Annotated in this window: 18 protein-coding genes; 16 read left to right on the top strand and 2 right to left on the bottom strand. The window is 46.9% G+C overall.

The features are described from left to right. The first annotated feature begins 15 nt into the window (after positions 1-15). The 14 genes from opp1B to NL647_RS12250 all read left to right on the top strand — a co-directional run bounded on the left by opp1B (position 16) and on the right by NL647_RS12250 (position 16,305). Positions 16-960 carry a nickel/cobalt ABC transporter permease gene (opp1B, locus tag NL647_RS12185; RefSeq protein ID WP_038866927.1) on the top strand — a complete coding sequence of 315 codons (945 nt, stop codon included), beginning with the start codon at positions 16-18 and terminating at the stop codon, positions 958-960. Next, a complete protein-coding gene (opp1C, locus tag NL647_RS12190; protein WP_253650201.1) occupies positions 957-1,781 on the top strand; it encodes a nickel/cobalt ABC transporter permease in 825 nt (274 codons plus the stop codon). The genes opp1B and opp1C overlap by 4 nt, the downstream gene beginning before the upstream one ends. Further along, positions 1,778-2,584 carry an ABC transporter ATP-binding protein gene (locus NL647_RS12195; protein WP_053052876.1) on the top strand — a complete coding sequence of 269 codons (807 nt, stop codon included), beginning with the start codon at positions 1,778-1,780 and terminating at the stop codon, positions 2,582-2,584. Before opp1C ends, NL647_RS12195 begins: the two co-directional genes overlap by 4 nt. Next, positions 2,584-3,366 (top strand): ABC transporter ATP-binding protein, encoded by a 783-nt coding sequence (locus NL647_RS12200; protein ID WP_253650202.1) that lies wholly within the window; start codon positions 2,584-2,586, stop codon positions 3,364-3,366. The genes NL647_RS12195 and NL647_RS12200 overlap by 1 nt, the downstream gene beginning before the upstream one ends. After that, a complete protein-coding gene (locus tag NL647_RS12205) occupies positions 3,363-4,667 on the top strand; it encodes an MATE family efflux transporter (RefSeq protein ID WP_253650203.1) in 1,305 nt (434 codons plus the stop codon). The genes NL647_RS12200 and NL647_RS12205 overlap by 4 nt, the downstream gene beginning before the upstream one ends. A 171-nt stretch (positions 4,668-4,838) precedes the next feature. After that, positions 4,839-5,600: an ATP-binding cassette domain-containing protein gene (locus NL647_RS12210; protein WP_017819105.1), complete on the top strand. Its 762-nt coding sequence runs from the start codon at positions 4,839-4,841 to the stop codon at positions 5,598-5,600. A 20-nt stretch (positions 5,601-5,620) separates the two neighbouring features. Beyond that, positions 5,621-6,469, top strand: a complete 849-nt coding sequence (locus tag NL647_RS12215) for an ABC transporter ATP-binding protein (protein ID WP_009698234.1) — start codon at positions 5,621-5,623, stop codon at positions 6,467-6,469. Further along, positions 6,459-7,973 (top strand): ABC transporter substrate-binding protein, encoded by a 1,515-nt coding sequence (locus NL647_RS12220; protein WP_005441857.1) that lies wholly within the window; start codon positions 6,459-6,461, stop codon positions 7,971-7,973. Before NL647_RS12215 ends, NL647_RS12220 begins: the two co-directional genes overlap by 11 nt. 46 nt (positions 7,974-8,019) lie before the next feature. Further along, the gene (locus tag NL647_RS12225; protein ID WP_252044944.1) at positions 8,020-9,729 is read left to right on the top strand and encodes an ABC transporter permease subunit; all 1,710 of its coding nucleotides are present in this window, start codon (positions 8,020-8,022) and stop codon (positions 9,727-9,729) included. A 164-nt stretch (positions 9,730-9,893) separates the two neighbouring features. Continuing rightward, positions 9,894-10,370 (top strand): hypothetical protein, encoded by a 477-nt coding sequence (locus NL647_RS12230; RefSeq protein WP_253650204.1) that lies wholly within the window; start codon positions 9,894-9,896, stop codon positions 10,368-10,370. Between the two features lie 183 nt (positions 10,371-10,553). Further along, complete coding sequence (locus tag NL647_RS12235; RefSeq protein WP_017819109.1) at positions 10,554-12,191, top strand: methyl-accepting chemotaxis protein; 1,638 nt, start codon at positions 10,554-10,556, stop codon at positions 12,189-12,191. A 196-nt stretch (positions 12,192-12,387) separates the two neighbouring features. Continuing rightward, positions 12,388-13,326, top strand: coding sequence for a LysR family transcriptional regulator (locus NL647_RS12240; RefSeq protein WP_020195661.1), 939 nt, complete (start codon positions 12,388-12,390; stop codon positions 13,324-13,326). 145 nt (positions 13,327-13,471) lie between these two features. Next, positions 13,472-15,391, top strand: coding sequence for a TonB-dependent receptor (locus NL647_RS12245; protein WP_253650205.1), 1,920 nt, complete (start codon positions 13,472-13,474; stop codon positions 15,389-15,391). Positions 15,392-15,408: 17 nt separating this feature from the next. Next, on the top strand, positions 15,409-16,305 hold the full coding sequence (locus tag NL647_RS12250) for an alpha/beta hydrolase (protein WP_154203061.1): 897 nt from the start codon (positions 15,409-15,411) through the stop codon (positions 16,303-16,305). A gap of 62 nt (positions 16,306-16,367) precedes the next feature. Here the strand turns inward: NL647_RS12250 and NL647_RS12255 are convergent, their stop codons facing one another. Continuing rightward, a complete protein-coding gene (locus tag NL647_RS12255) occupies positions 16,368-16,790 on the bottom strand; it encodes a hypothetical protein (RefSeq protein WP_050923014.1) in 423 nt (140 codons plus the stop codon). Next, positions 16,744-17,370: a winged helix-turn-helix domain-containing protein gene (locus NL647_RS12260; RefSeq protein ID WP_253650206.1), complete on the bottom strand. Its 627-nt coding sequence runs from the start codon at positions 17,368-17,370 to the stop codon at positions 16,744-16,746. Before NL647_RS12260 ends, NL647_RS12255 begins: the two co-directional genes overlap by 47 nt. A gap of 498 nt (positions 17,371-17,868) precedes the next feature. On the opposite strand from NL647_RS12260, the gene NL647_RS12265 reads away from it, so the two are divergent. Then, on the top strand, positions 17,869-19,005 hold the full coding sequence (locus tag NL647_RS12265; protein WP_017188234.1) for an efflux RND transporter periplasmic adaptor subunit: 1,137 nt from the start codon (positions 17,869-17,871) through the stop codon (positions 19,003-19,005). Positions 19,006-19,007: 2 nt separating this feature from the next. After that, positions 19,008-22,169 carry an efflux RND transporter permease subunit gene (locus NL647_RS12270; RefSeq protein ID WP_029789086.1) on the top strand — a complete coding sequence of 1,054 codons (3,162 nt, stop codon included), beginning with the start codon at positions 19,008-19,010 and terminating at the stop codon, positions 22,167-22,169. The last annotated feature ends 1,023 nt before the right edge of the window (positions 22,170-23,192 follow it).

Consider the following 23,192-nt stretch of genomic DNA (forward strand, 5'->3'; position numbering starts at 1 on the left):
AGAGAAAGTATCTGCATGGCGAAATACATAATCAAGCGGCTACTAAGTGCAAGCGTGACACTTTTCTTTGTCTCCTTTATCGCTTTTGCCTTGGTCAATATCATTCCCGCTGATCCTGCCGAAGTTGCATTGCGTGTTAACGACACGACGCCAAGCCCAGAGGCGATTGAAGAGATCCGCCAAGAGCTTGGTTTAGATAAACCGTTTTTGGTGCGTTACGCCAATTGGCTGGTGGCATCATTACAAGGCGACTTTGGTGTGTCTTACACCAACACCAACCGCCTCGTGTCTGAAGAGTTGGCGCGCAGTTTCCCGTACACCTTAAAGCTTGCTGGGTTGTCGCTGATTCTGTTGGTGTGTGTGAGTATTCCGATGGGTGTGCTCAGTGCGGTGTATAAAGACCACTGGTTTGATCGCATTGTGCGAGTGTTTATCTTCGCCAGCACAGCGATGCCAAACTTCTGGCTCGCGTTTATTCTGATTTGGTTCTTCTCAATTTACATGTACTGGCTGCCAAGCAGCGGGGCATCGACCTTCAGTCATTTTATTCTGCCATCAATTACGTTGTGTATGGCGTATGTGGCAACGTACATTCGTCTGATCCGCAACTCGATGTTGGACTCGATGAATCACAACTACGTGGTTTACGCCCGAGCGCGTGGCATTCCCGAATATCGCGTGGTGTGGAAACACCTTCTTAAGAACTCGCTGCAAACCTCTATGACGGCTTTGGGTATTGGTATCGTGCGATTGATCGCAGGAACCGTAGTCATCGAAAGCATCTTCGCCATTCCGGGCTTAGGGCGTCTTGCACTCGCAGCAATCTTCAATCGAGATTACCCAATCATTCAAGCTTACATCTTGGTGATGGGCAGCTTGTTCGTGGTATCGAACTTACTGATCGATATCTTACATACGGTAGTGGATCCTCGCTTGAAATCAGGAGGTAACAACCAATGATGCAACGTCTCTTTAGCAACAAAACCGTTGTCGCTTGTTTGTTCATTCTTACCGTGATTTGTTTGATGGGGGCATTTGCGCCTTATCTTGCGCCGCACGATCCAAACTTAGCCGATGTTATTAACACCTTGATGCCAATGTCGGCGGATTACCCGCTGGGCACTGACCATTTAGGTCGTTGTATTTACTCACGCCTTCTTTTTGGTATTCGCACCACGCTTTACTACTCCTTGCTGACCATGGTGATCACCGCTTTGGTCGGTGGCTTTATTGGTGTTGTTTCTGGTTATGTGCGTGGCAAAGTCGATGCTCTGATCATGCGTGGTTGTGAAGTCATGTTGTCTTTTCCTTATGAAATCATCGTGCTAAGTATCGTAGGCATCATGGGACCGGGCATCACTAACATCATCGTGGCGAACTTCATTGCCAAGATCGCATGGTATGTACGCATCGTGCGTAGCTCGGTGATCGCGTTTAATCATCAGAACTACATCATGTATTCGCGCACGGTAAAAACACCGCAAAGCTTCATCTTCCGCAAGCATTTAGCTCCGAATATTGCTGCTGAGGTTATTATTCTCGCTACCTTGGACTTGGGGTGGATCATCCTAAGTATTTCAACCCTGTCTTTCTTGGGACTGGGTATTCAACCGCCGACACCAGAGTGGGGCGCAATGCTTAGCGATGCCAAAGAAGTGCTGTTCTCTAACCCTGAACAAATGTTGATTCCGGGCGCGGCGATTATGGTGGTGGTAGCGTGCTGTAACTTGCTCGGTGACTCACTGCGCGATGTGTTAGACCCAAGAACGGAGCAACGATGATGTTAGAAGTGAAGAATCTTGCTGTGACATTGGAGAAACCTACTCATCGTGAATTGGTTTCTGACGTCAGTTTCACGCTGAAAGAAGACCAATGCTTGGGCATTTTAGGTGAATCGGGCAGTGGTAAAAGCTTAACTTGTAATGCGATTAACGGCTTGTTGGGCGAGCACTTTGCTATCTCTGGCGAGGCTATTTTTGAGGGCGAAGATTTATTCTCGATGCCGCAAAAGCAGCGCCGCCAAATGCGTGGTGAGAAAATCTCGATGATCATGCAAAGCCCAATGACGGCGTTCAACCCGCTGTTCACGATTGGTAACCAAGCCGTCGAGACAATTAAACAGCACTCAGCGATGAGCAGTAAAGATGCGACCGAGTTATTCTGCGATGTGCTCACCCGAGTGAATTTAAAATCGGTGCAATCTTTATTGAAGAAATACCCGCACGAGCTGAGTGGTGGCATGCTGCAACGCATCATGGTGGCGCTGGCTTTAGTGCTAAAACCTAAGCTGATTATTGCCGATGAACCAACCACAGCGATCGATTACATCTCACAACGAGAGGTCATCAAAGAGCTGCAATTTGTACGAGAGCAGTTTGGCACGAGCCTGATTTTCGTCAGTCACGATTTAAGTTTGGTTTCGCACATTGCCGATAACGTGATGGTGATGAATCAAGGCAAGGTCGTGGAATATGGCGACACCAAGCAAGTGTTTACCAACCCACAAAGCGAGCACACACGTTATTTAGTTGATACCCGTATGGCGTTGATTAATCGTTTTAAATCCGTGATGGAGAGTGCCTAATGCTGATTGATGTTCGAAAAGTCACTAAGGCTTTCAAAAACGATGACAGTTGGTTGTTCCCAAGCTATCAGCATGTTCTCAATGGTGTGTCGATTACCGTAAATGAAGGCGAATGTGTCGGTATCGTTGGCGAATCAGGCAGCGGAAAAAGCACCTTGGGCAAAGTTGTTTTAGGCTTGGAATCTGCCGACAGTGGTGAGGTGGTACTAGGCGAAGCGATTGCTAGCTTACCGACACACAAAGCCATCAGTGTGGTCTTTCAAGATTACAATACCTCGGTGAATCCACGCTTAACTGTACGTGAAATCATTAATGAACCGCTGATTACTGAAGCAATGAGCAAAGCGCAGCGCGAAGCTTTATTGGTTCAATTGCTCGAAGAGGTCGGGCTAAAAGCAGAAATGCTGGAACGCTATCCGCATCAATTGAGCGGCGGTCAATTGCAGCGCGTTTGTATTGCGCGTGCAGTCGCACCGAACCCTAAATTCATCCTGCTTGATGAAGCGGTAAGTTCGCTTGATGTGTCGGTTCAGGTACAGATCCTCGACTTGCTACAAAAGCTCAAACAAGAGCGCAATATTTCATACCTGTTTATCACTCACGATATTGCGGTAGCGAGTTTCTTGTGTGATCGTTTGATGTTTTTTAAAGGCGGTCAGATTGTTGAACGCGTTGATGATATGCGTAATCTCAAGCACGTACGCGACCCATATACGAAAGAACTGCTAGAAGCCGCTGGCTACCTAGAAATCCCATTTGAAACTGAGTTTAACCAAGAATGAATCTGACTCATAAAGACTATTTTAAAATCGCATTTCCTTTCATTGTTTCTACGGTTACCCAACCATTATTGGGGGCGGTGGATACCGCGGTGATCGGTAAACTCGGTGTGGCTGAGATGATTGGTGGTGTGGCGATCGGCACCGTTATCATGAATACCTTGTATTGGCTGTTTGGCTTTTTCCGCGTCAGTACTACCGGGCAAAGTGCAATTGCATTAGGTAAAAATAGCCCAGAAGATCAAGCGAGCAGCTTATTCCGTCCTTTCGTGCTTTCGCTCTGCCTTGGCTTGATTTTCATTGCGTTGCAGTCCGTGATTTGGATGGGGGCAGAGCTGATTATCTCCCCTGATGCCGTCGTGGCAGAAAACGCGAAGATTTACTTCGATATCATGATCTTTGGTGCGCCGTTTGTGCTGCTGAACTACACCGTGATTGGTTGGTTGATGGGGCAGGCGAAAGCCAAAGAAACCTTGTTCACGCAAGTGTTTGGTAACGTGCTGAACATCGTGCTGGATATCGTATTTGTGTTGTACTTCGATATGGGCATTGCTGGTGTTGCGGTGGCGACACTTATTGCGCAAATCTCGACGTTTGTTATTGGTGCGGTGCTGGTGCTGAAAACTTGTCGCTTCCCACTGTTTGATTACATTCAAACCGCGAAAATGACGCGTAAAGATCTTAAAGTTATCGCGTCTTCCAATATGGATCTGCTGCTTCGTACGGTGTGTCTACTGGTGTTCTTCAACATGATGGCGCGTGTAGGTTCTCAACTAGGTTCTGATGTGCTCGCGGCGAACGCAATCTTGATGCAAGTGACCTTCATCGTCAGCTACATGTTCGATGGTGTGGCGAATGCGTCGAGCGTCTTTGCAGGTAAAGCCGTAGGGCAGAAGAATCCGACATTGCTTGATAACGTGATTAAGCTAAACACACAATGGACCGCGGCGTTCGTTGTTGTATTGACCTTGCTGTTGGTGCTGTTCAAACACCAATTAGTGACGTTGTTTACCACTTTGCCAAACCTTGTTGAGCTGTATCTAAACATGAGCTCTTGGTTATTGGCATTCCCGTTGGTTGCTGGTTTTGGGCTTACGTTTTACGGCATCTTTACTGGCACAGGGACGACGCGACCAGTACGTAACTCTACCTTCCTAACCATGGTGTTGTTCTTAGTGACTCAATTTATTGCGGTGCAATATTGGGGCAATCACGGTTTGTGGTTGGCATTCACTTTGTTCTACGTTGGACGCTTTGTCTTCTTGTTTCCATACCTCGATCAAGTCAAACAAAAGTGTCAGTAATTCACGGTTTTACAAACTCGGTTATTTAGATGCGCTACCACAAGGGCGGAGCCATCTGCCCTTGCTGATAAAAGCGTGAAAAAGGTGATGAAATAACCCCTCTGAGTTGTTTTCTTGCTCAGACCTGCGTGATACTATTGTTATGTTATATTGTTACATTTAGTTGGTGTCGTGATTTCTCAACCAATACTCTCCGTTAATAATCTCAGCCTTACAGACTCAGAACGCACACTCTTCAAAGACATTTCTTTTGAGCTGTTTCAAGGTGAAGTTCTTGCCATTATGGGACCTTCCGGCATTGGTAAATCCATGTTGTCGAAAGCCGTCGCAGGTTTTTTGCCGTCTGATATTTGGGTAGACGGAAGTATCCAGCTTAACAGCAGTGAAGTCGCACAAACTGCCATGCTGCAACGGAGTCAATCACAGCGTCCCGCGGTCATTTTCCAAGATGCACTCAAAGCACTGAATCCATTGGCGTCTGTTGAACAACAACTGTGTTTGGCATTGACGGGCAACAAAACGCGCTTGTCTTTAGCAAACCGAGACACGGTTACGACCTTGTTGTCTCAACTCGGATTTGCGGATCCAAAAGCAGCATTAGCGCAGCATCCAAGCCAGCTATCTGGTGGTCAACGTCAGCGTATTTGTATTGCCATTGCATTGCTTGGTAGTGCCAACTTGATCATCGCTGATGAGCCCACCAGTGCGCTCGATCCAATCACCGAAGCGGAGATCCTTGAGTTGTTTCGCAGTAGTGTTCAGCAACGCAACATCAGTGGTTTGTTGATCACACACGATCTGTCTGCGGCTTTGGCGTGTGACAAAGTCTTGGTGATTGCGGACAACACCATGGTGGCTTATGGCGCACCATGGCAAGCCATTCAGCAAAGTTCGCATCCTTTCTGCCAACAACTTGCGCAACTGCTGCCTTAACCTCATCTCTGGAGCCTATTTTGACTAAGCACAACTTGAGCGGGCACACGCAGCCTAAATCGGCGGAAGTTCGCTTTGAGCAAGCCAGTGTTCACTATTACTCCAAACCAAGTTGGTTAGGGGGTAAACCGTTTAAAGCGCTTGAACAATTGGATCTTGCTATCGACACAAAGAATATTGCGATTGTTGGTCCTTCTGGTGCGGGTAAATCGACCTTGATTGAGCTTTTGTTCGGTCTTCGTAAGCCCACATCTGGTGAAGTGTATGTGTGTGGCTATCCGCTATCGCGTAGCTCGGCTAAGCAGCGACAAGAGTTGTGTCAGCACATTCAACTGATCCCGCAAGAGCCGCAGTCTAGCTTGAATCCGTATTACACCGTTCGCCAGATCTTACTCGAACCGCTAAGCAACATTGGTTTAACGCAAGAGCTTAACGAGAAGGTGGAAAAGGTGTTGGCGGATGTCGGTTTGGATCTCACATTGTTGGATCGTAACCCGCAGCAGTTATCGGTTGGGCAAGCGCAACGTGTGGCTATCGCTAGAGCTTTAATTGTTGAGCCTTGTGTGTTGGTTGCCGATGAGCCAACCAGCAGCCTAGACCCCGTCAGTCGTAAACAGATTCTTGACCTGTTGGCAGGCATTCAAAAGAGTCGTCAGATGCGCCTGATTTTGGTGACGCATGACCTCGATGCGGCACAAACCCTATGCGATGAAATCCTAGTGTTAGACAAAGGACGTGTTGTCGAGCACGGCACAGCACAGAACGTGACAAATAACCCATCACACTTGATCACGAGAGCCTTGATGAGCGCTCAACACAAAAGTAATGAATTCACAAAAACCATTGGAGAGGTTTCTTATGCACCTTAGTACTCCCAAGTTAGCTTTGTCGCTGGCTTTAAGCGCACTGCTGACGGGTTGTTTTGACTCTGGCGAAAGCAAGCCAGAAGCGGAAAAAGCAGCTGCACCGCAAGCAACGGAAATTCGCGTTGCCATGATGCAACCACCACGCACAGGTTTGTCGCCACTCTCAGATGACGCGTTCAAACTGTCACGTTGGAGCACAGCAGAAACGCTAGTGAACCTCAACGATCAGTCGGTAGCAGAGCCAATGCTGGCAACAGAGTGGGAACAAGTTGATCCGATGACGTGGCAATTTACGGTACGTAAGGGCGTGAAATTCCACGATGGTTCTGACCTTGATGCCAACGCGGTTGTGAACTCTCTACAAAAAGCATTAGATGCCGCACCAAAGCCACGCATTTTGGATGGTATCGAATGGCAAGTTCGCGCATTGGACGACTTCACTGTTGAAATCAAAACGACCTTTAACGATCCATTGTTGCCAAGCCGTCTATCTAGCCCACAGTTAGCGATCCTTTCTGGTGCTGCATACCAAGAAAACGGTCGTGTTGTGCCAATCAATGCGGGTACGGGTCCATTTGTTCTGACAGAAATCAACGGGACAACCAGCGCGAAACTGAAACGTTTTGATGGTTACTGGGGCGAAAAAGCGAAAGTAGACAGCATTTTTGCTGAATACGTACCAAACGGTTTTGCTCGTGCTGCTGCACTGCGTACCGGTGAGGCGGATGTCGTTGAAGCCGTTCCTGTTTCGCAAATCGCGATGATGGAATCTTCACAGCTGCACGAAGTCGCAATGCCACGTACCAACACGCTTTACCTAAACAACAAATCTGATGTGTTTAGCCAGTTTGGTTTGCGTAAAGCAGCGGCTCAAGCGGTTAACCGTGAGCAAATCATCAAAACGGTTTACGAGAACCACGCCGATTCAGCGAAAGGTCTTTTAGGTCCAGCATTGGCATGGGCTCAACCAATTCGTGATGCGAACCCTCGTATGGAAACCATGGAAATGCGCCACGCGAATGGTGAAAAGATCACCATTGGTACGTTTACCGACCGTGCAGAGTTGCCAGAAGTGGCGGTGCTACTAAAGCAACAACTTGAAGCGGCTGGCTTTGTGGTTGAGCTAGACGTTCGTGAATACGCACAAATCGAAAACGATGCACTAGCAGGTAAGTTCGATGCGTTCTTGTTGTCACGTGCAACAGTGCTGGATTCTGGTGACCCAGTGGCGTACATGCAAAGTGACTTTAGCTGTAAAGGTTCTTACAACCTAGGTCAGTTCTGCTCTGAAGAAGTGGACGCAGCATTGAAACACGCTGATCGTCAGCCATTGGGTGAGAAACGCCAACAAGCGATCATCGAAGCAGAAAGCAAAATCCTTGAGCAATACGCTGTGATTCCACTGCTTCACGAGCGTGTAATCCAAGGTGAGAGTGATCGCGTGAAGAATGCACAACGTGACCCACGTGAGCGTCGCCTGATCGACCAGTTTACTGAGGTGAACTAACTCGATGTCGTCTGTTGCCAACATGCGCTCTCGTTGGAGCGCTTGTATGCCTGAATGGTTTACGCGTTTTTTGTCGCGCTTCCTATCACTCGGGGTAGTGGTTGTGCTGGTGGGTTTGATGCCGGATATTGCGGGTATCGACCCAAGCCAATCAATCCTCCGTGCCCGTGCGGGTGCTCAACAATTGCTGACGGCAGAAGCTCTGCAAGCAATTCGAGAAGATCTTCAACTTGACCGCAGCGCTGCTGAGCGACTGTGGGATTGGTTGACGCTTGCCATGCAAGGTGACTTAGGTGTCTCTTGGGTGAGCGGGGCGTCCGTCATGGAGAGCGTTCAACAAACCGCAAAAACGTCACTATTACTGATGCTTACAGCGCTAGGCATGGCATTTGTAATGTGCATGGCGAGCGTGCTTTACACCGTGCGTCGTTGGCAACAGAATCGTTTAGACAAACATCATGACACGCTCAGTTCGGTGTTGGTTTCATTGCCTGAATACGTGATTGCTTCATTGCTGATCATGGTGTTCTCCATCTGGTTGGGTTGGTTCCCACCTTATGGTTGGCAAGGCGTGCAAAACCTCTGGTTACCAAGTTTGGCAATGGCATTACCTGCTGCTGGCTTGTTCGGGCGCTTGCTCAATGACAGCCTCAAGCGTGTATTAGATGAGCCTTGGGTGATCACTTGGCTATCGGCGAACGTCAGTAAGTTTCAAATCTTACGCTTTGCCTTGTGGCGTGCCGTTAGTAACTTGATTCCTCAAATCGCAATGACGGTGATTGGTTTAACCGGCGGCGCGGTTGCTGTGGAGCAAGTGTTTTCTATTCCGGGTATCGGACGACTAATCTTAGGCGCAGCGAAGTCACAAGATCTGCCGATGCTGCAAGGTGGCTTGTTGGTGTTGCTGGTGTTCTCTATGTTGATTAGCAGTGCGAGCATCTTATTGCAACGCTGGTTACTCGGGCACAGTGTCACGAGTGGCAAGTTGATCAGCAGTCACAGCACGTTCCGTTTTACCCAAAACACCACCAAACGTATCGTCAGTGCCACGATCTTTGCCTTGCTGATTGGTTGTGCAGGATGGGCGTTAATGCGCGATCCTTACACCATCCAATTTACCCGCCTTGAATCGCCAAGCTTAGCAGCACCGTTTGGTGCCGACGCCGTTGGTCGAGATCTGCTTGCTCGTGTTGGCGGCGGTATGATGTCGACAATCAAAATGGGCATCATCGCGACGTTCCTAAGTTTGGTTATTGGTTTGCTGCTCGGCTTCGTGACTCGTTATAGCCAAGGCTTAATTGAGATCACCAAAGGTGTGCCATACATTGTGGCGGGTCTGCTGATTGCTGGTCTAACGGGGATGAACCCAAACAGCGCTTTGATTGCGATTGTTATGGTGTCGTGGGCACCATTAGCGGCGCACTGTGCGAGCTTGTTGATGGAAGCCAAAGCGCAGCCTTATACGCATCTTGCGCCCATTTGGGGAACCAGTCAGTGGCGAGTACTCCGCTACTACTTGTTGCCCTACGTGCTGCCGCCATTGATTCGTCACGCGTTTCTACGTTTGCCATACATTACGCTCAGTCTGACTTCTCTGAGCTTTATCGGACTTGGCGTTAAACCGCCAGAACCTGAATGGGGCTTATTGATTGCGGAAAACTTGCCTTACATCGAGCGCTCACCATTGGGTGTCTTACTGCCAATCTCAGGCTTAGTTTTGATGGCAATTGCAATCAACTTGTTGTTCGACGATTAAACCGGACTCGTGAACTTTCCAACAGCCTCAATAGCGATATTGAGGCTGTTTTCTTTCTGTTTCATTATTCGCCATTGTGTGTCCCAAAAGCCAAGCACGCATTTGCACTCTGGCGTGCCATTCTTAAGCTAACTTTCTCGGTTTTTATCTTGATAGGAAAGGGCATGAAGGAATACGCGCCGCAGTACAGCAAAAAAGAAAAGATCATCAGAGTCGCTATCGCTGGTGTATTTGGTCTTCTAGTTGGCGTGCTGTTTAAGCTTAAGGGAGAGCCTCTGCTGCAAGCAGTCGTCGAAGCGCCCGAATGCTATGAAGTGTTCGGTATGCAGGGCTTAGAACTTCTGGTTCACATACTGTTCTTTTGGGTGCCACTGTCCGTGTTTTTACTTGCTGCGGTATTGATGTTGCCACTTGGCGTACGTGGTTTGATCGAAGGTCAGTTCCCACCAAAAGGCGTCAAAGTATTCAGACCCACAGCGATTCAACGCGGCAAGCTCGGTACGTTCAAATCCCTTATTCATCTCTTACTCCCCTTATTGTGCTTTGGCTTTGTCGTGTGGGGTAATGGTCAAATTGAACCCATGATGGAGATCTTCCAACCAAAACAAGGGGAAACAACTTGTATTGACAGAAGTTCTTGATGTGTCTTTGTGACCTTGGTCCCTTATAGATAAGCCAATAGATTCAATTATTTGTTGAATCTAAAATATTAGTCGTAAAGATAAAAATTATTATAATACGTTGCACTGTATATGAAATTACTTGTGCTTTCTCTTTGTTATAATTGGGCGCGATTTGAACAATATAACAAAAGGTATCTATTCATGTTCAGCAACCTCTCTATCAAGCAAAAGATAGTTCTCCCTCTATCTTTGATGATTGTATTACTGACTTTAAGCTCAGTATTGAATGTTCTCACGATGTGGAAACAAACCGAGCTTAGCGACACGCTTAACGAGCAGGTTACCCCAAGCCTTTTTACCATTGAAGATGCGTATCGCGACCTTTATCAAGCGACGTCAGCGATTCAAGGTTTAGCTCTGGCGCAGTCTCAAGCGGAAATTGACCACCATCTATTTGAATACAAAGACAACGCATACAAAGCTCTGCCACGTATGAAGAAAGTCATGTCACTGTCCGATGCGGGGGTAATGCCTCGCAGTCATGGTAGCGAGGTGCAGAAGCTAGTATCAACAGGTGAGAAATGGCTGCAAAGCTATGAAACCATGATCAGCAAGCCACAATCGCAGTGGGTAAGTTATTACGAGTCAAACAAAGCGGAATTTGAACACCAATTTGGCGCGGTACGTGAGCAACTAAATGTGGTGAAAGATGCGATTGAAGCGAAACAAAAGACGCTAAAAACGGATATCGCAGCAGCGGCGCTCCGTGCAGAACTTATTCTTGAAGCAGGCATCGCAATCGTAATTATCGCAGCGCTTGGTATGGTGGTATTACTGCTAAAAACTGTTGTGAAGCCAATCAACGACATCAAAGAAGCAATGGTGCAAATTGCGTCTGGAGAAGGGGATTTGAGCCAACGTATTAGCATCAACTCGCAAGATGAAATTGGTCAACTTGCCGGTGGCTTCAACCAGTTCGTGACTAAAATTCAAGCGACAGTGTCACAAGTCGTCGAAAGCGCAAACACATTGCGTCAGGAAATGAACAACCTGAATTCGTTGACCTCAACCATTGCAGATTCAACAGTTCACCAACAACGTGATAGCGAAGCTGTTGCCGCAGCAGTTCATGAAATGCAAGTGACCAGTCGCAACGTGAGCGACAGCGCAACAGAAGCCGCTTTGGCAAGCCAAACAGCGAACGAAGAGTTGTCGAATACCAATGTGATTTTGGAGCAAACAGTCGCAGCGATTCGTGATCTTGCGGGTGAGATTGAAAGTGCAAGCCAAGTCATCAACACACTAGATAATGACGTAAGCAACATTGCTTCAGTATTGGATGTTATCCGTGGCATTGCAGAACAGACCAACTTGTTGGCATTGAACGCGGCGATTGAAGCGGCGCGTGCTGGTGAACAAGGTCGTGGTTTTGCTGTCGTGGCAGATGAAGTGCGTTCCTTAGCCAGCCGTACTCAAAAGAGCACGGGCGAGATTCAATCGATGATTGAGAAGCTGCAAGCAGGCGCTGCTCAGGCGGTGGAAGTGATGCAGGGCAGTAAAACCAGCAGCGAAGACACCATTCAATCGGCAGGTTTGGCGACAGAATCTTTGGCTGAAATCCTTAACGCGATCGCACGTATGAACGAGATGAACACGCACATTGCTACAGCAGCAGGTCAACAAAGCTCAGTAAGTGATGAAGTGAACAGCAACGTTCAAGGTATCGCAGACAGCAGCACGTCGATTGTTGATGTGGTGAGCCAAGCGCAACAGTCACTGTCTATGCTGTCAGAACAGACGCAACAGTTAGACAAGCAAGTCAGTCAGTTCCGCGTTTAATCAAGTGGAAGATTAGGTAACTCAAAGCCCCTTTAGTTTGGGGCTTTTTTGTCTTTAGGTGTTTGAATCCACACCATTATGCGGGGGGCGGGAACTCTCTATTCATCATTGAAACTGGTGAAAAGTTGTTACTCATGGCAGCATCGATCATATAATCTGGCTCTACAATTTCACTTTTCGCTGCCAGATTTCGCTTATGCAAATTCCTCAAATTGACGTAACGTCTCTCTACATTCTTAAATACCTTCTCGAAGAAAAGCACGTATCGAATACTGCTTTGCTGCTCAATACGAGTCAGTCTTCAGTAAGTCGAGCACTGCAAAAGATGCGAGTGTTTTTTGATGATGAGTTATTGGTACGTACGAGCTTTGGCTATGAACTTACCCCAAAGGCAGAAGCGATCAAGTTAGATATATCTGCGTTGATTATTAGTCTTGAAAAGTTATCGCATAAGAATTCATTCGAACCAGAGAAGGTGGAAGGCACCGTTCGATTCTATGGTTTGCAGCCGCAGATCAACACTATGATGCCCAAGCTTGTTGCTGCCATTCGTGAGCGAGCACCAAATCTTGTGGTCAGTATCGACACAACACCGAAACGCCATTTTGAGGAACTGGTGTCTGGCGATGTGCATTTCTCGCTTTCTTCCCACGAGCCGCCGACATCGGAACAAAATATTTATCGTAAGGTCGTGGCTAAACGAGACTTTCGTTTATTAATGAGTAGAAACCATCCACTTGCCAATGAAGCCTTAACGGCAGAGAAGTTGCGTGATTACCATTTTGGTCAAATCTCTCTACAAGGAGAGAAAACGTTGTCATTTGAGCACAAGTTCATTGAGTTAGGCTTAGCAGATAAAAAGCAGCGTTTGTCGGCGCCAGTACAACTTACTAATTTCACATCAGCACCGAGTATTGCGGCTGAGACGGATATCATCTTTCATTTACCGACGCCATTCGCCGAAGCGGCTTGTCAGGATGAACGCCTAATTACACGTGAAGTGCCAGAACCACTACGTTTGGATTTCTCACAAGTGTATTTGTATTGGCATAAGCGTTTTCATGATGACCCAATGTGTATTTGGATTCGTGAGTTATTCAACGAGTTGTTCGAAGATAACGAAATGCATGCATAAATGCTTGATTGGGTATTGTGAATCAACGTTGCAGATCCTGCATAGTAAGATTCGATGTCGTGCATACTGTATTGATTGAAAGCATAGGGTAATGAGAGTTTAATTGATAACAATTATCAGTTGTAAATAAAATTAGTTATCAAACATGCTCAAGAATATCCCTTTTAATTGTCGCACTGCGGTAAACGTTACCGCAGGTATTTCAGCGGCACTCCCTCTTGTTTCTTTTGCTGATTCTCAAATAACTGAAGATCACACCATTATGGAAACCATGGTGGTGACAGCTTCTGGGTATGAGCAATCTACGTTGGAAGCTCCTGCGTCGATTAGTGTGATTGACCGCGCGCAAATCGAAAACCGTTCTTATAAAGATCTAACCGATGCCCTGAAAGACATACCGGGTGTTGTTATCACTGGTGGCGGTTCTCGCCAAGAGATCTCCTTGCGTGGCATGCCTTCAGATTACACCGCAATTCTCGTTGACGGACGTAAGCAATCTGGTCGTGAAACGCAGGTTAGTAGCGGGGGAGGCTTTGAGCAGGATTGGTTACCACCGCTAAATGCGATTGAGCGTATTGAGGTAGTGCGTGGTCCAATGTCGACTTTGTATGGCTCAGATGCCATCGGTGGAGTGATCAACATCATTACACGCAAAAATTTTCCAGAGTGGACAGGTAGTCTCCGCGCGGAAGCAACGCTACAAGAAAACAGTAAGTCAGGCGATTTCTATCAAGGCGAAATGTACCTCGCAGGTCCTTTGATTGATGGCTTGGTGAGCACTGCGATTTCAGGGATGTATCAAGAGCGTATTGAAGACGAAATACTTTATGCAAACGGCGGTAAAACGCTTGAGAACTATCGTGCATCTGTGTATTTCACTCCAACGGAAGAAGATACATTCACCCTTGATTACACTCATCACGATCAAGAGCGAGTGAACACGGAAGGGAAATCACGGACTAGGAGCTCTGCGACCAACAATAACCGTCAATCGGTTGGTATTGCACATGATGCTAACTATGAATCTGTAACTGGTTCTTCATACATCAGCACTGAAACGGTTGAAAATGTAGGGCGTGGTTTAGAAGTGCAAAACATCAATGCCAATACTCAATGGTCCAAGGCATTTGGTATGCATTACATTTCAATCGGTGCTGCATTTGAAAGTGAAGAACTGGATAACGGTGATTTTGTTTTCAAGAACTCGCAATGGTCGGCATTTGCCGAAGATGAATGGTACCTGACAGACAACTTTGCGCTCACATTGGGTCTACGATACGACGACAACGAGCAGTTTAACTCACACTTTAGTCCGCGTGTGTACGGTGTTTGGACGCTTAATCCAGAATGGACAATGAAAGGTGGTGTTTCAACGGGGTATCGCGCACCAAGTTTGACGGAAATGGAGGAAGATTGGGTGCAAGAAAGCTGTAACGGTAAATGTGAAGTTTATGGCAATGCAGACTTGAAACCTGAATCTTCCGTCAACACTGAGTTAGGCATGTATTACTCCGGAGTGAATGATTTGAACTCCAGTTTGACGGTGTTTTACAACGATTTTAAAGACAAGATCGACACGATTAACCTCGATCCAAGCTGTACTGGACGTGCATGCGATGCAACGTATGTAAATATTGAAGATGCTATCACGTATGGTGCGGAAGGCTCGATTAACAAAGGCGTGACTGAAACGATCAATGTCGGTGCCACTTACACTTATACCTATAGTGAGAAAAAGTCAGGTGAAGATAAAGGTCAGCCGTTAACACAAGCTCCAGAGCATTTGGTTGCGCTGAACGCAGATTGGGCGATTCGTGACAATATTAACTCGTGGGTTCGTGTGTCTTATCGCAGCGAAGAATCCGACCCAATTACTGTGGATTCAAGAAATGCCTCTGCTCCGTCAATTACTTATGTTGACTTTGGTGGTAACTGGCAAATCAATCGCCAATTTAAGCTGATGGCAGGTATCTACAACTTATTCGATGCGGAAACAACATACGATAAATATGGCTATGTTGAAGATGGTCGTCGATACTGGGTTGCTGCAGAAGCATCGTTCTAATGGTGGACTTAAAATCAATGAAGAAAATCATGACTTTGCTTAGTGCAATTTCACTCAGCATATTGACGGTAAATGTACAGGCAAACACCTTAGAAAGTGCTGTCGTTGACAAAGATATTGTGTTTAAAACCGTTAAAGGTCGAGAGATTAAGCTCGATCTCTATAAACCGAAAGTGCACAGTGAGCAACCTTATCCACTTTTGGTTTGGGTTCATGGTGGTGCTTGGAAGCGCGGGAGTAAGGATGCGATACCTACTAAGAACCCACTGTTATTGCAATCAGTCATCGAGAAAGGTTATGCGCTTGCTTCAGTCGATTACCGTTTGAGCGGCGAGGCTATATTTCCGGCGCCAGTGCAAGACATCAATGATGCTATTAACTTCCTTCATGATCATGCGAAGCAATACCATATTGCGGCAGATAACGTAGTGATGATGGGGCGCTCTGCGGGTGGACACTTAGCGGGCTTGATTGGAACGACGAATGCGCACGGCGACATCTCATTTTATGTGAAGCCCAAATATCAGGTGAAAGCGGTTGTGAGTTTTTTTGGTCCCACTGATTTGTTAGCGCTAGGCAGTAAGGGGGGAAAGAGTGCGAGTAAGAAATCATCGGTGTCTCGCTTTTTAGGTGACACGCCAAGTGCCATTCCTGAAATCGCCAAGCAGGCATCATCAACGACCTATGTTAACGACAAAACGCCGCCGTTTATCCAGTTACATGGAACGATAGATAAGCGTGTTCCTTTGTCACAAAGCGAACTACTCAAAGCTAAATTGGATGAGAATAACATTGAGAACCAGTTGTGGATTGAAGAAGGAGTGGGGCATAGTGCGCCGATATTTGATTCCCAGAAGTATGTTCCGCACGTGATGGCGTTTCTTAACAAACACTTTCCTGTTGTTTCGAAATAAAAGAAAACCGAGCTGAAATTATTCAGCTCGGTTTTTATGTTCTAACAGCGATTGCAATCTTCTCAGTATAAGCAGCGGAATGTCATATTTTTTAAGGTTCGTTTTGCCTTACCAAAGAAAACCAGACTGCATTGATCATCCAGATAGAAAACACGATTGTGGCGTATGGTCACCGGCTCTTCATAGCCCAATACGATGTACTCGTTTCCCTTAGACTTTGAATATTCGTACTTATAGTCCATTGCCTGAAACTTTGTTTCCGCGGCATCAATAGCAGAGTAATGAAGACGGCTCTCAAGGTAGTCCTTATAGAGTAGAGTATAGGTCGTCCACCTGTATTGCATCGCTTCTACTTTGCCAAACAGTTGTACTTTTGATTGATGTGCAGTGAACAAGAGAATGCCGTTGAACACAACTAATGCTATCAATACTTTGAATTTACGGGCATTGAAGTAAAAGCTGATCTTTGTGATAAATGCATTCATGGTTGTTAATTGTCACTATTGTTTTTCCGTCATCGGAACGTTTTATTTCTGGGTAAGCTTTGGCTTTTAGTACCTGCTCAAAGTCGTGCTTGTAATAAAGAGCATTCCCGGTTTCCCAAAGGTTAAAGAGGGTGACTAACAGCATTACTATAAAAAGCGCATTCCATAGTTTTGTGTTTTGCTTGCTGACGGGTTTGAGTTCGCACTCTTCTGGCTTGGTCATTGGCTGTGAAACTGGCTCGTCTGGAGCAAATTCAAAACTGAGGGAGTAGCCAACCCCAGGGGTATTAACCAGAATGGTCTTTTCGTTATCTTCTAATGTGCGTCGGGTGCGATTAATCAGCTGCGGCAAGCTCTCTTGTGAGATATGCTCATAGCCCCAAACCTGCTGAATAATCTCTTTATTGCTGATCGTGTTTGGATACGCATCAACAAGGCAATTTAACAACGCTTTTTGCTTATTAGTTAGCTTAACCGTCTCTTGTTCTTCTGTTTTGCCATTCAAAGGAGATGGGTGTAAATAGTGAGTCGTCCTGTCCCAAAGGTAATTCCCTAATACTAAAGAGTTATTGTTACTCATAACCAACGTGTTTCGTATGTTAGGGTGTGTAGGGGGAGCGAATTATAGGGATTTAAAAAAGGAAATCAATGGTTATATTTGAAAGATAATTACACAAAGCGAAGCGTAAATGTTCAGCTTATGATTCAATGTTAATCAGTTGTAAATGAAATTCAATGCCATTTTGTTATCATTTCAGTTTATGCTCTGCTTATATTAATTTCTCTCCAATATGATTTTTTGTTGACTTTCTTTGTCACGAATTCTCTGGTTTTGTCTACTCTTTTCTCCTGTTTTTCTTAAGAAAAATCCAATTTCAATTGCTCACAGAAAATTTATTTTTCCAATAGAAAAGCGCTCAAATTGAGAGATCAATAACAGCTTTAGAACAAACATTTTTGTCTATCGTAAAGAGCGGTAAATTTTGTTGTATGTACAACATTGAGTAATTATCATCCCGACTAATATTTGCTGACTTTTTATTGAGTCACGTTTTTTAGTTAGGAAGAGAGAATTTTCATGACACGTAGAACCACGCTATCGCTCTTGATTGCGTCGAGCCTATTATTGGTCGGGTGTGAACAGAGCCAAGAAGGACAAGCACAAGGTGGTCCAGCGCCGACACCAGAAGTGACGGTAATGACGGTTGAACCGGTTCGCCAAGCGTTAACGGTAGAATTGCCTGGTCGTAGCCGAGCGTTTAAAGAGGCAGAAGTTCGCCCACAGGTAACGGGTATTATTTCTGAGCGCAATTTTGAAGAGGGTGGTGTGGTTGAGAAAGGTCAATCGCTTTACCAGATCGACGATTCTACGTTCCAAGCAGACCTATTAAGTGCAGAAGCGGAATTGATCCGTGCTCAAGCTTCGGAAGAATCGACGTACTCAACAGTTCGTCGTTACCGCGCGTTGATTACGAAGAAATCGATCAGCCAACAAGATCTCGATGAAGCAGAAGCAGCGTACAAAGAAGCGAAAGCGCAAGTGTTGGTAGCGAAAGCGAAGATCAATACAGCGAAGATCAATCTTTCTTACGCACAAGTGAAAGCGCCAATCAGCGGTGTGATCAGCAAGTCTAACGTAACGGCGGGTGCGCTAGTAACGGCAAACCAAGCGGCGACGCTAACGACTATCCAACAGCTAGACCCAATCAATGTTGATATCGTGCAATCTTCTGCTCAGCTACTCCGTTTGAAAGCAGCGATGTCACAAGGTCACTTGCAAAAAGACGAATCCGCTCAAGTAACACTAACGCTTGAAGACGGTTCGACGTATGCGCATAAAGGTATTATGAAGTTTACCGAAGTGAATGTAGATGAAAGTACTGGCAGCGTAACGCTACGTGCAGAATTCGCGAACCCAGATGGCTTATTGCTACCGGGTATGTTTGTGCGCGCAACGGTAACAGTAGGTGTGGACCCAGTGGCTATTCTTATCCCGCAGAACACAGTTACGCGTGACGCAACGGGCAAAGCCTCAGTAATGACAGTGGGTGCGGACAACAAGGTAACAATAACTCCGGTAACAACGGCGGAGTCTATTGGTAACCAGTGGCGTATTACTGACGGTCTGAAAGTGGGTGATAAAGTCATCACAACCGGTCTACAGATGATCCAACCGGGTAATCCAGTAACTATTCAATCAGGTGAGCAGGCTTAATCATGGCACGATTCTTTATCGATCGTCCGGTATTTGCTTGGGTACTTGCGATTCTGACTATGTTGGCGGGCGTAATGTCTTTGTTCAACTTGCCAGTTTCTCAATATCCAACGATTTCACCGACCACGATCTCAATCAGTGCTCGTTACCCTGGTGCTTCTGCGAAAACCGTAGAAGATTCAGTAACTCAGGTTATCGAGCAAAACATGACGGGTCTGGACTACCTGCGCTACCTAAACTCAAGCAGTGATGCGTTTGGTAATGCCACCATCACGCTGACGTTTGATAGCGAAGCCGATCCAGATATCGCGCAAGTTCAGGTGCAGAACAAACTGCAATTGGCGATGACGTCGCTTCCGATGGAAGTACAAAGCCAAGGTATCGTTGTAAATAAATCTAACACCTCATTCTTGATGGTTGTGGCGGTTTACTCTGAAGACCCGGACTTTACAGAAAACGACATCGGTGACTTTGTTGTTACCAATATTCAAGATCCGATCAGCCGTGTAACGGGCGTAGGTCAAGTGCAAGCGTTTGGTTCTCAATACGCAATGCGTGTTTGGCTAGACCCATTCAAACTGACTCAGTTCAACCTTACTGCAATCGACGTCGCGAACGCTATTCGTGAACAGAACGCACAGGTTTCTTCTGGTCAGTTGGGTGCAGCGCCTGCGCAAAAAGGTCAGTTGCTTAACGCGACAATTTCTTCTGCAAGCCGTCTAACCAGCGTGGCTGAATTCAGAAACATCATTCTGAAATCAGAAGCGAACGGTTCGAACGTTTACCTGAAAGACGTGGCGCGTGTTGAGCGCGGTGCAGAAAGCTACGACATCAAAGGTCAGTACAACGGCTTCCCGGCAGCAGGTCTTGGTATTTCCCTCGGTACTGGTGCAAACGCGCTAGAAACGGCAGAAGCTGTAAAAGAACGTCTTGGTCAGTTAAGTGCGACTTTCCCAGATGGCTTGAAGATCGCTTACCCGTTCGAAACAACGCCATTCGTAGACGCGTCGATCAAAGAAGTAATCAAGACACTGCTTGAAGCGATCGTGTTGGTATTCTTGATCATGTATCTGTTCTTACAGAACTTCCGTGCGACGATCATCCCAACGATTGCGGTTCCGGTGGTATTGCTGGGTACGTTCGCGATCCTTTATGCGACCGGCTTTAGTGTTAATACCTTAACCATGTTTGCGATGGTTCTGGCAATCGGCTTGCTGGTGGATGATGCGATCGTAGTAGTAGAGAACGTGGAACGTGTAATGCACGAAGACGGTCTCGATCCTAAAGAAGCGACGAAGAAGTCAATGGGGCAGATCACTGGCGCACTAGTGGGTGTTGGTTTGACGCTGTCTGCGGTATTCGTACCGATGGCGTTCATGTCTGGCTCAACTGGTGTTATTTACCGTCAGTTCTCTATCACCATCGTAGCGGCGATGACGCTATCGGTATTGGTGGCGATCATTCTTACTCCGGCACTTTGTGCGAGTTTACTGAAGAAAGGCGATGCAGAATTTTCGGATAAGAAAGGCTTCTTTGGCTGGTTCAACCGTAAGTTTGATGCGGCAACGGCGGGTTACGAAGCAGGCGTAGCGAAAATGCTAAAACGCACTGGTCGTATGCTGTTGGTGTTCGCGGCAATGAGTGCGGGTGCAGGTTGGTTGTTCATGAACCTACCGACGTCGTTCCTACCGGATGAAGACCAAGGTACGGTGTTCTCCATGGCAATCTTGCCACCGAACTCGACTCAAGAGCAGACAGAAAAGACGCTAGAAAAAGTCCGTAACTACTTCCTAGAAGAAGAGAAAGACAACGTCGCGTCAGTGTTCTCGGTAGCGGGCTTCAGCTTCGCTGGTCAAGGTCAGAACATGGGTATGGCGTTTATCGGTCTGAAAGATTGGTCAGAGCGTGAAGCACCAGGTTCGGATGCGGCTTCGCTGACAGGTCGTGCGATGGGTTACTTCTCAACGATTAAAGAAGCAATGGTGTTTGCGTTTGCGCCACCTGCGATTCAAGAGTTGGGTAATGCGACTGGTTTCGACTTCTACCTACAAGACTCAACCGGTAACGGTCATGAAGCGCTTGTAGCGGCGCAATACCAAATCCTAGGTATGGCAGCACAAAACCCGAAACTGGTGGGTGTGCGTCCAAACGGTCAGGCAGATGCGCCGATGTACCAAGTTCATATCGACCACGTAAAATTGCGTGCGCTTGATGTGAGCATCAACGATGTAAACCAAATCCTAGCTTCGGCATGGGGTGGTGCGTACATCAACGATTACATCGACCGCGGACGCGTGAAGAAGGTAATGGTACAGAGTGACGCAGAACACCGCATGCAGCCGAAAGATTTCGACTCGTGGTACGTGCGGAACTCACAGGGCGAAATGGTGCCATTCTCGGCATTCGCAACGGGTGAGTGGACTTACGGTTCTCCGCTATTGCAACGCTTTAACGGTCTACCTGCGATGAACATCCAAGGTGGCGCGGCTCCGGGCGTAAGTACTGGTGAAGCGATGGCAGAAATTGAAGCCATGGTAGAAAAACTGCCTCCTGGCTTTACGGTGAACTGGAACGGCATCTCTTACGAGGAACGTCTATCAGGTAACCAAGCGCCAATGCTTTACGCGCTGTCGATTCTGGTTGTCTTCCTTGTACTAGCTGCACTTTATGAGAGCTGGTCAGTACCATTCGCGGTTGTACTTGTAGTGCCTCTGGGTGTGCTAGGTGCGGTACTTGCGGTCATGACTCGCGGTATGGATAACGACGTATTCTTCCAAGTTAGTTTGTTGACCACTGTTGGTCTGGCAACGAAGAACGCGATTCTTATCGTTGAATTTGCGAAGGAATACTACGAGAAAGGCGCGGGCTTGATTGAAGCAACGCTGCACGCGGTACGTGTTCGTCTCCGTCCTATCATCATGACCTCGCTTGCGTTTGGTCTGGGTGTAGTGCCGCTAGCGATCAGTGCGGGCGTAGGCTCTGCGGGTCAGAACGCGGTAGGTACGGGTGTACTTGGTGGTATGGTAAGTGCGACCTTGCTTGGTATCTTCTTCGTGCCTGTGTTCTTCGTTGTGGTTGAGCGTTTGTTCGACCGCCGCGCAAGAAAAGAGGCTCAAAAAGAGCAAGTGGAATCTACTTCACAACCAACGGCAAGCCAAGAGTAGGACTTAGCGCTAAAGACTAAGTTATACTATTGCTAATAAGTACAAGAAAAGGGCGCTTCGGCGTCCTTTATTTTTGGATTTAATTGGATAGTTTGGGTTTTAAGTTTAATTTTTACGTCATTCTGAACAGCGAGGGACGAGCGTGATTCAGAATTTGCTCACCGAGAGCCTTAGCTTGACGTGAAATATTGAGTGAGAGCGTGTGGCAATTAGATTCCTGATCTCGCCTAGGCTCGTCGGAATGACGGGGTGTTGCTCTCTCGGTTATGTTTCTCGTCATTCTGAACAGCGAGGGACGAGCATGATTCAGAATCTGCTCACCGAGTGCTGTGACTTGATGTGAAATATTGAGCCAAGAGCTCGCGGCAATTAGATTCCTGATCTCGCTTAGGCTCGTCGGAATGACGGGGTGTTGCTCTCTCGGTTATGTTTCTCGTCATTCTGAACAGCGAGGGACGAGCGTGATTCATAATCTGCTCACCGAGAGCCTTAGCTTGACTTGAAATATTGAGCCAAGAGCGTGTGGGAGTTAGATTCCTGATCTCGCTTAGGCTCGTCGGAATGATGGGGTGGTGCTCTCTCGGTTATGTTTCTCGTCATTCTGAACAGCGAGGGACGAGCGTGATTCAGAACCTGCTCACCGAGAGCTGTGGCTTGATGAGAAATATTGAGCCAAGAGCGTGTGGGAGTTAGATTCCTGATCTCGCCTAGGCTCGTCGGAATGACGGGGTGTTGCTCTCTCGGTTATGTTTCTCGTCATTCTGAATAGCGAGGGACGAGCGTGATTCAGAATTTGCTCACCGAGAGCCGTAGCTTGACGTGAAATATTGAGTGAGAGCGTGTGGCAATTAGATTCCTGATCTCGCTTAGGCTCGTCGGAATGACGGGGTGTTGCTCTCTGGGTTATGTTTCTCGTCATTCTGAATAGCGAGGGACGAGCGTGATTCAGAATTTGCTCACCGAGAGCCGTAGCTTGACGTGAAATATTGAGTGAGAGCGTGTGGCAATTAGATTCCTGATCTC

It is taken from the genome of Vibrio sp. Y29_XK_CS5, assembly GCF_024181835.1.
Taxonomy (GTDB): domain Bacteria; phylum Pseudomonadota; class Gammaproteobacteria; order Enterobacterales; family Vibrionaceae; genus Vibrio; species Vibrio harveyi.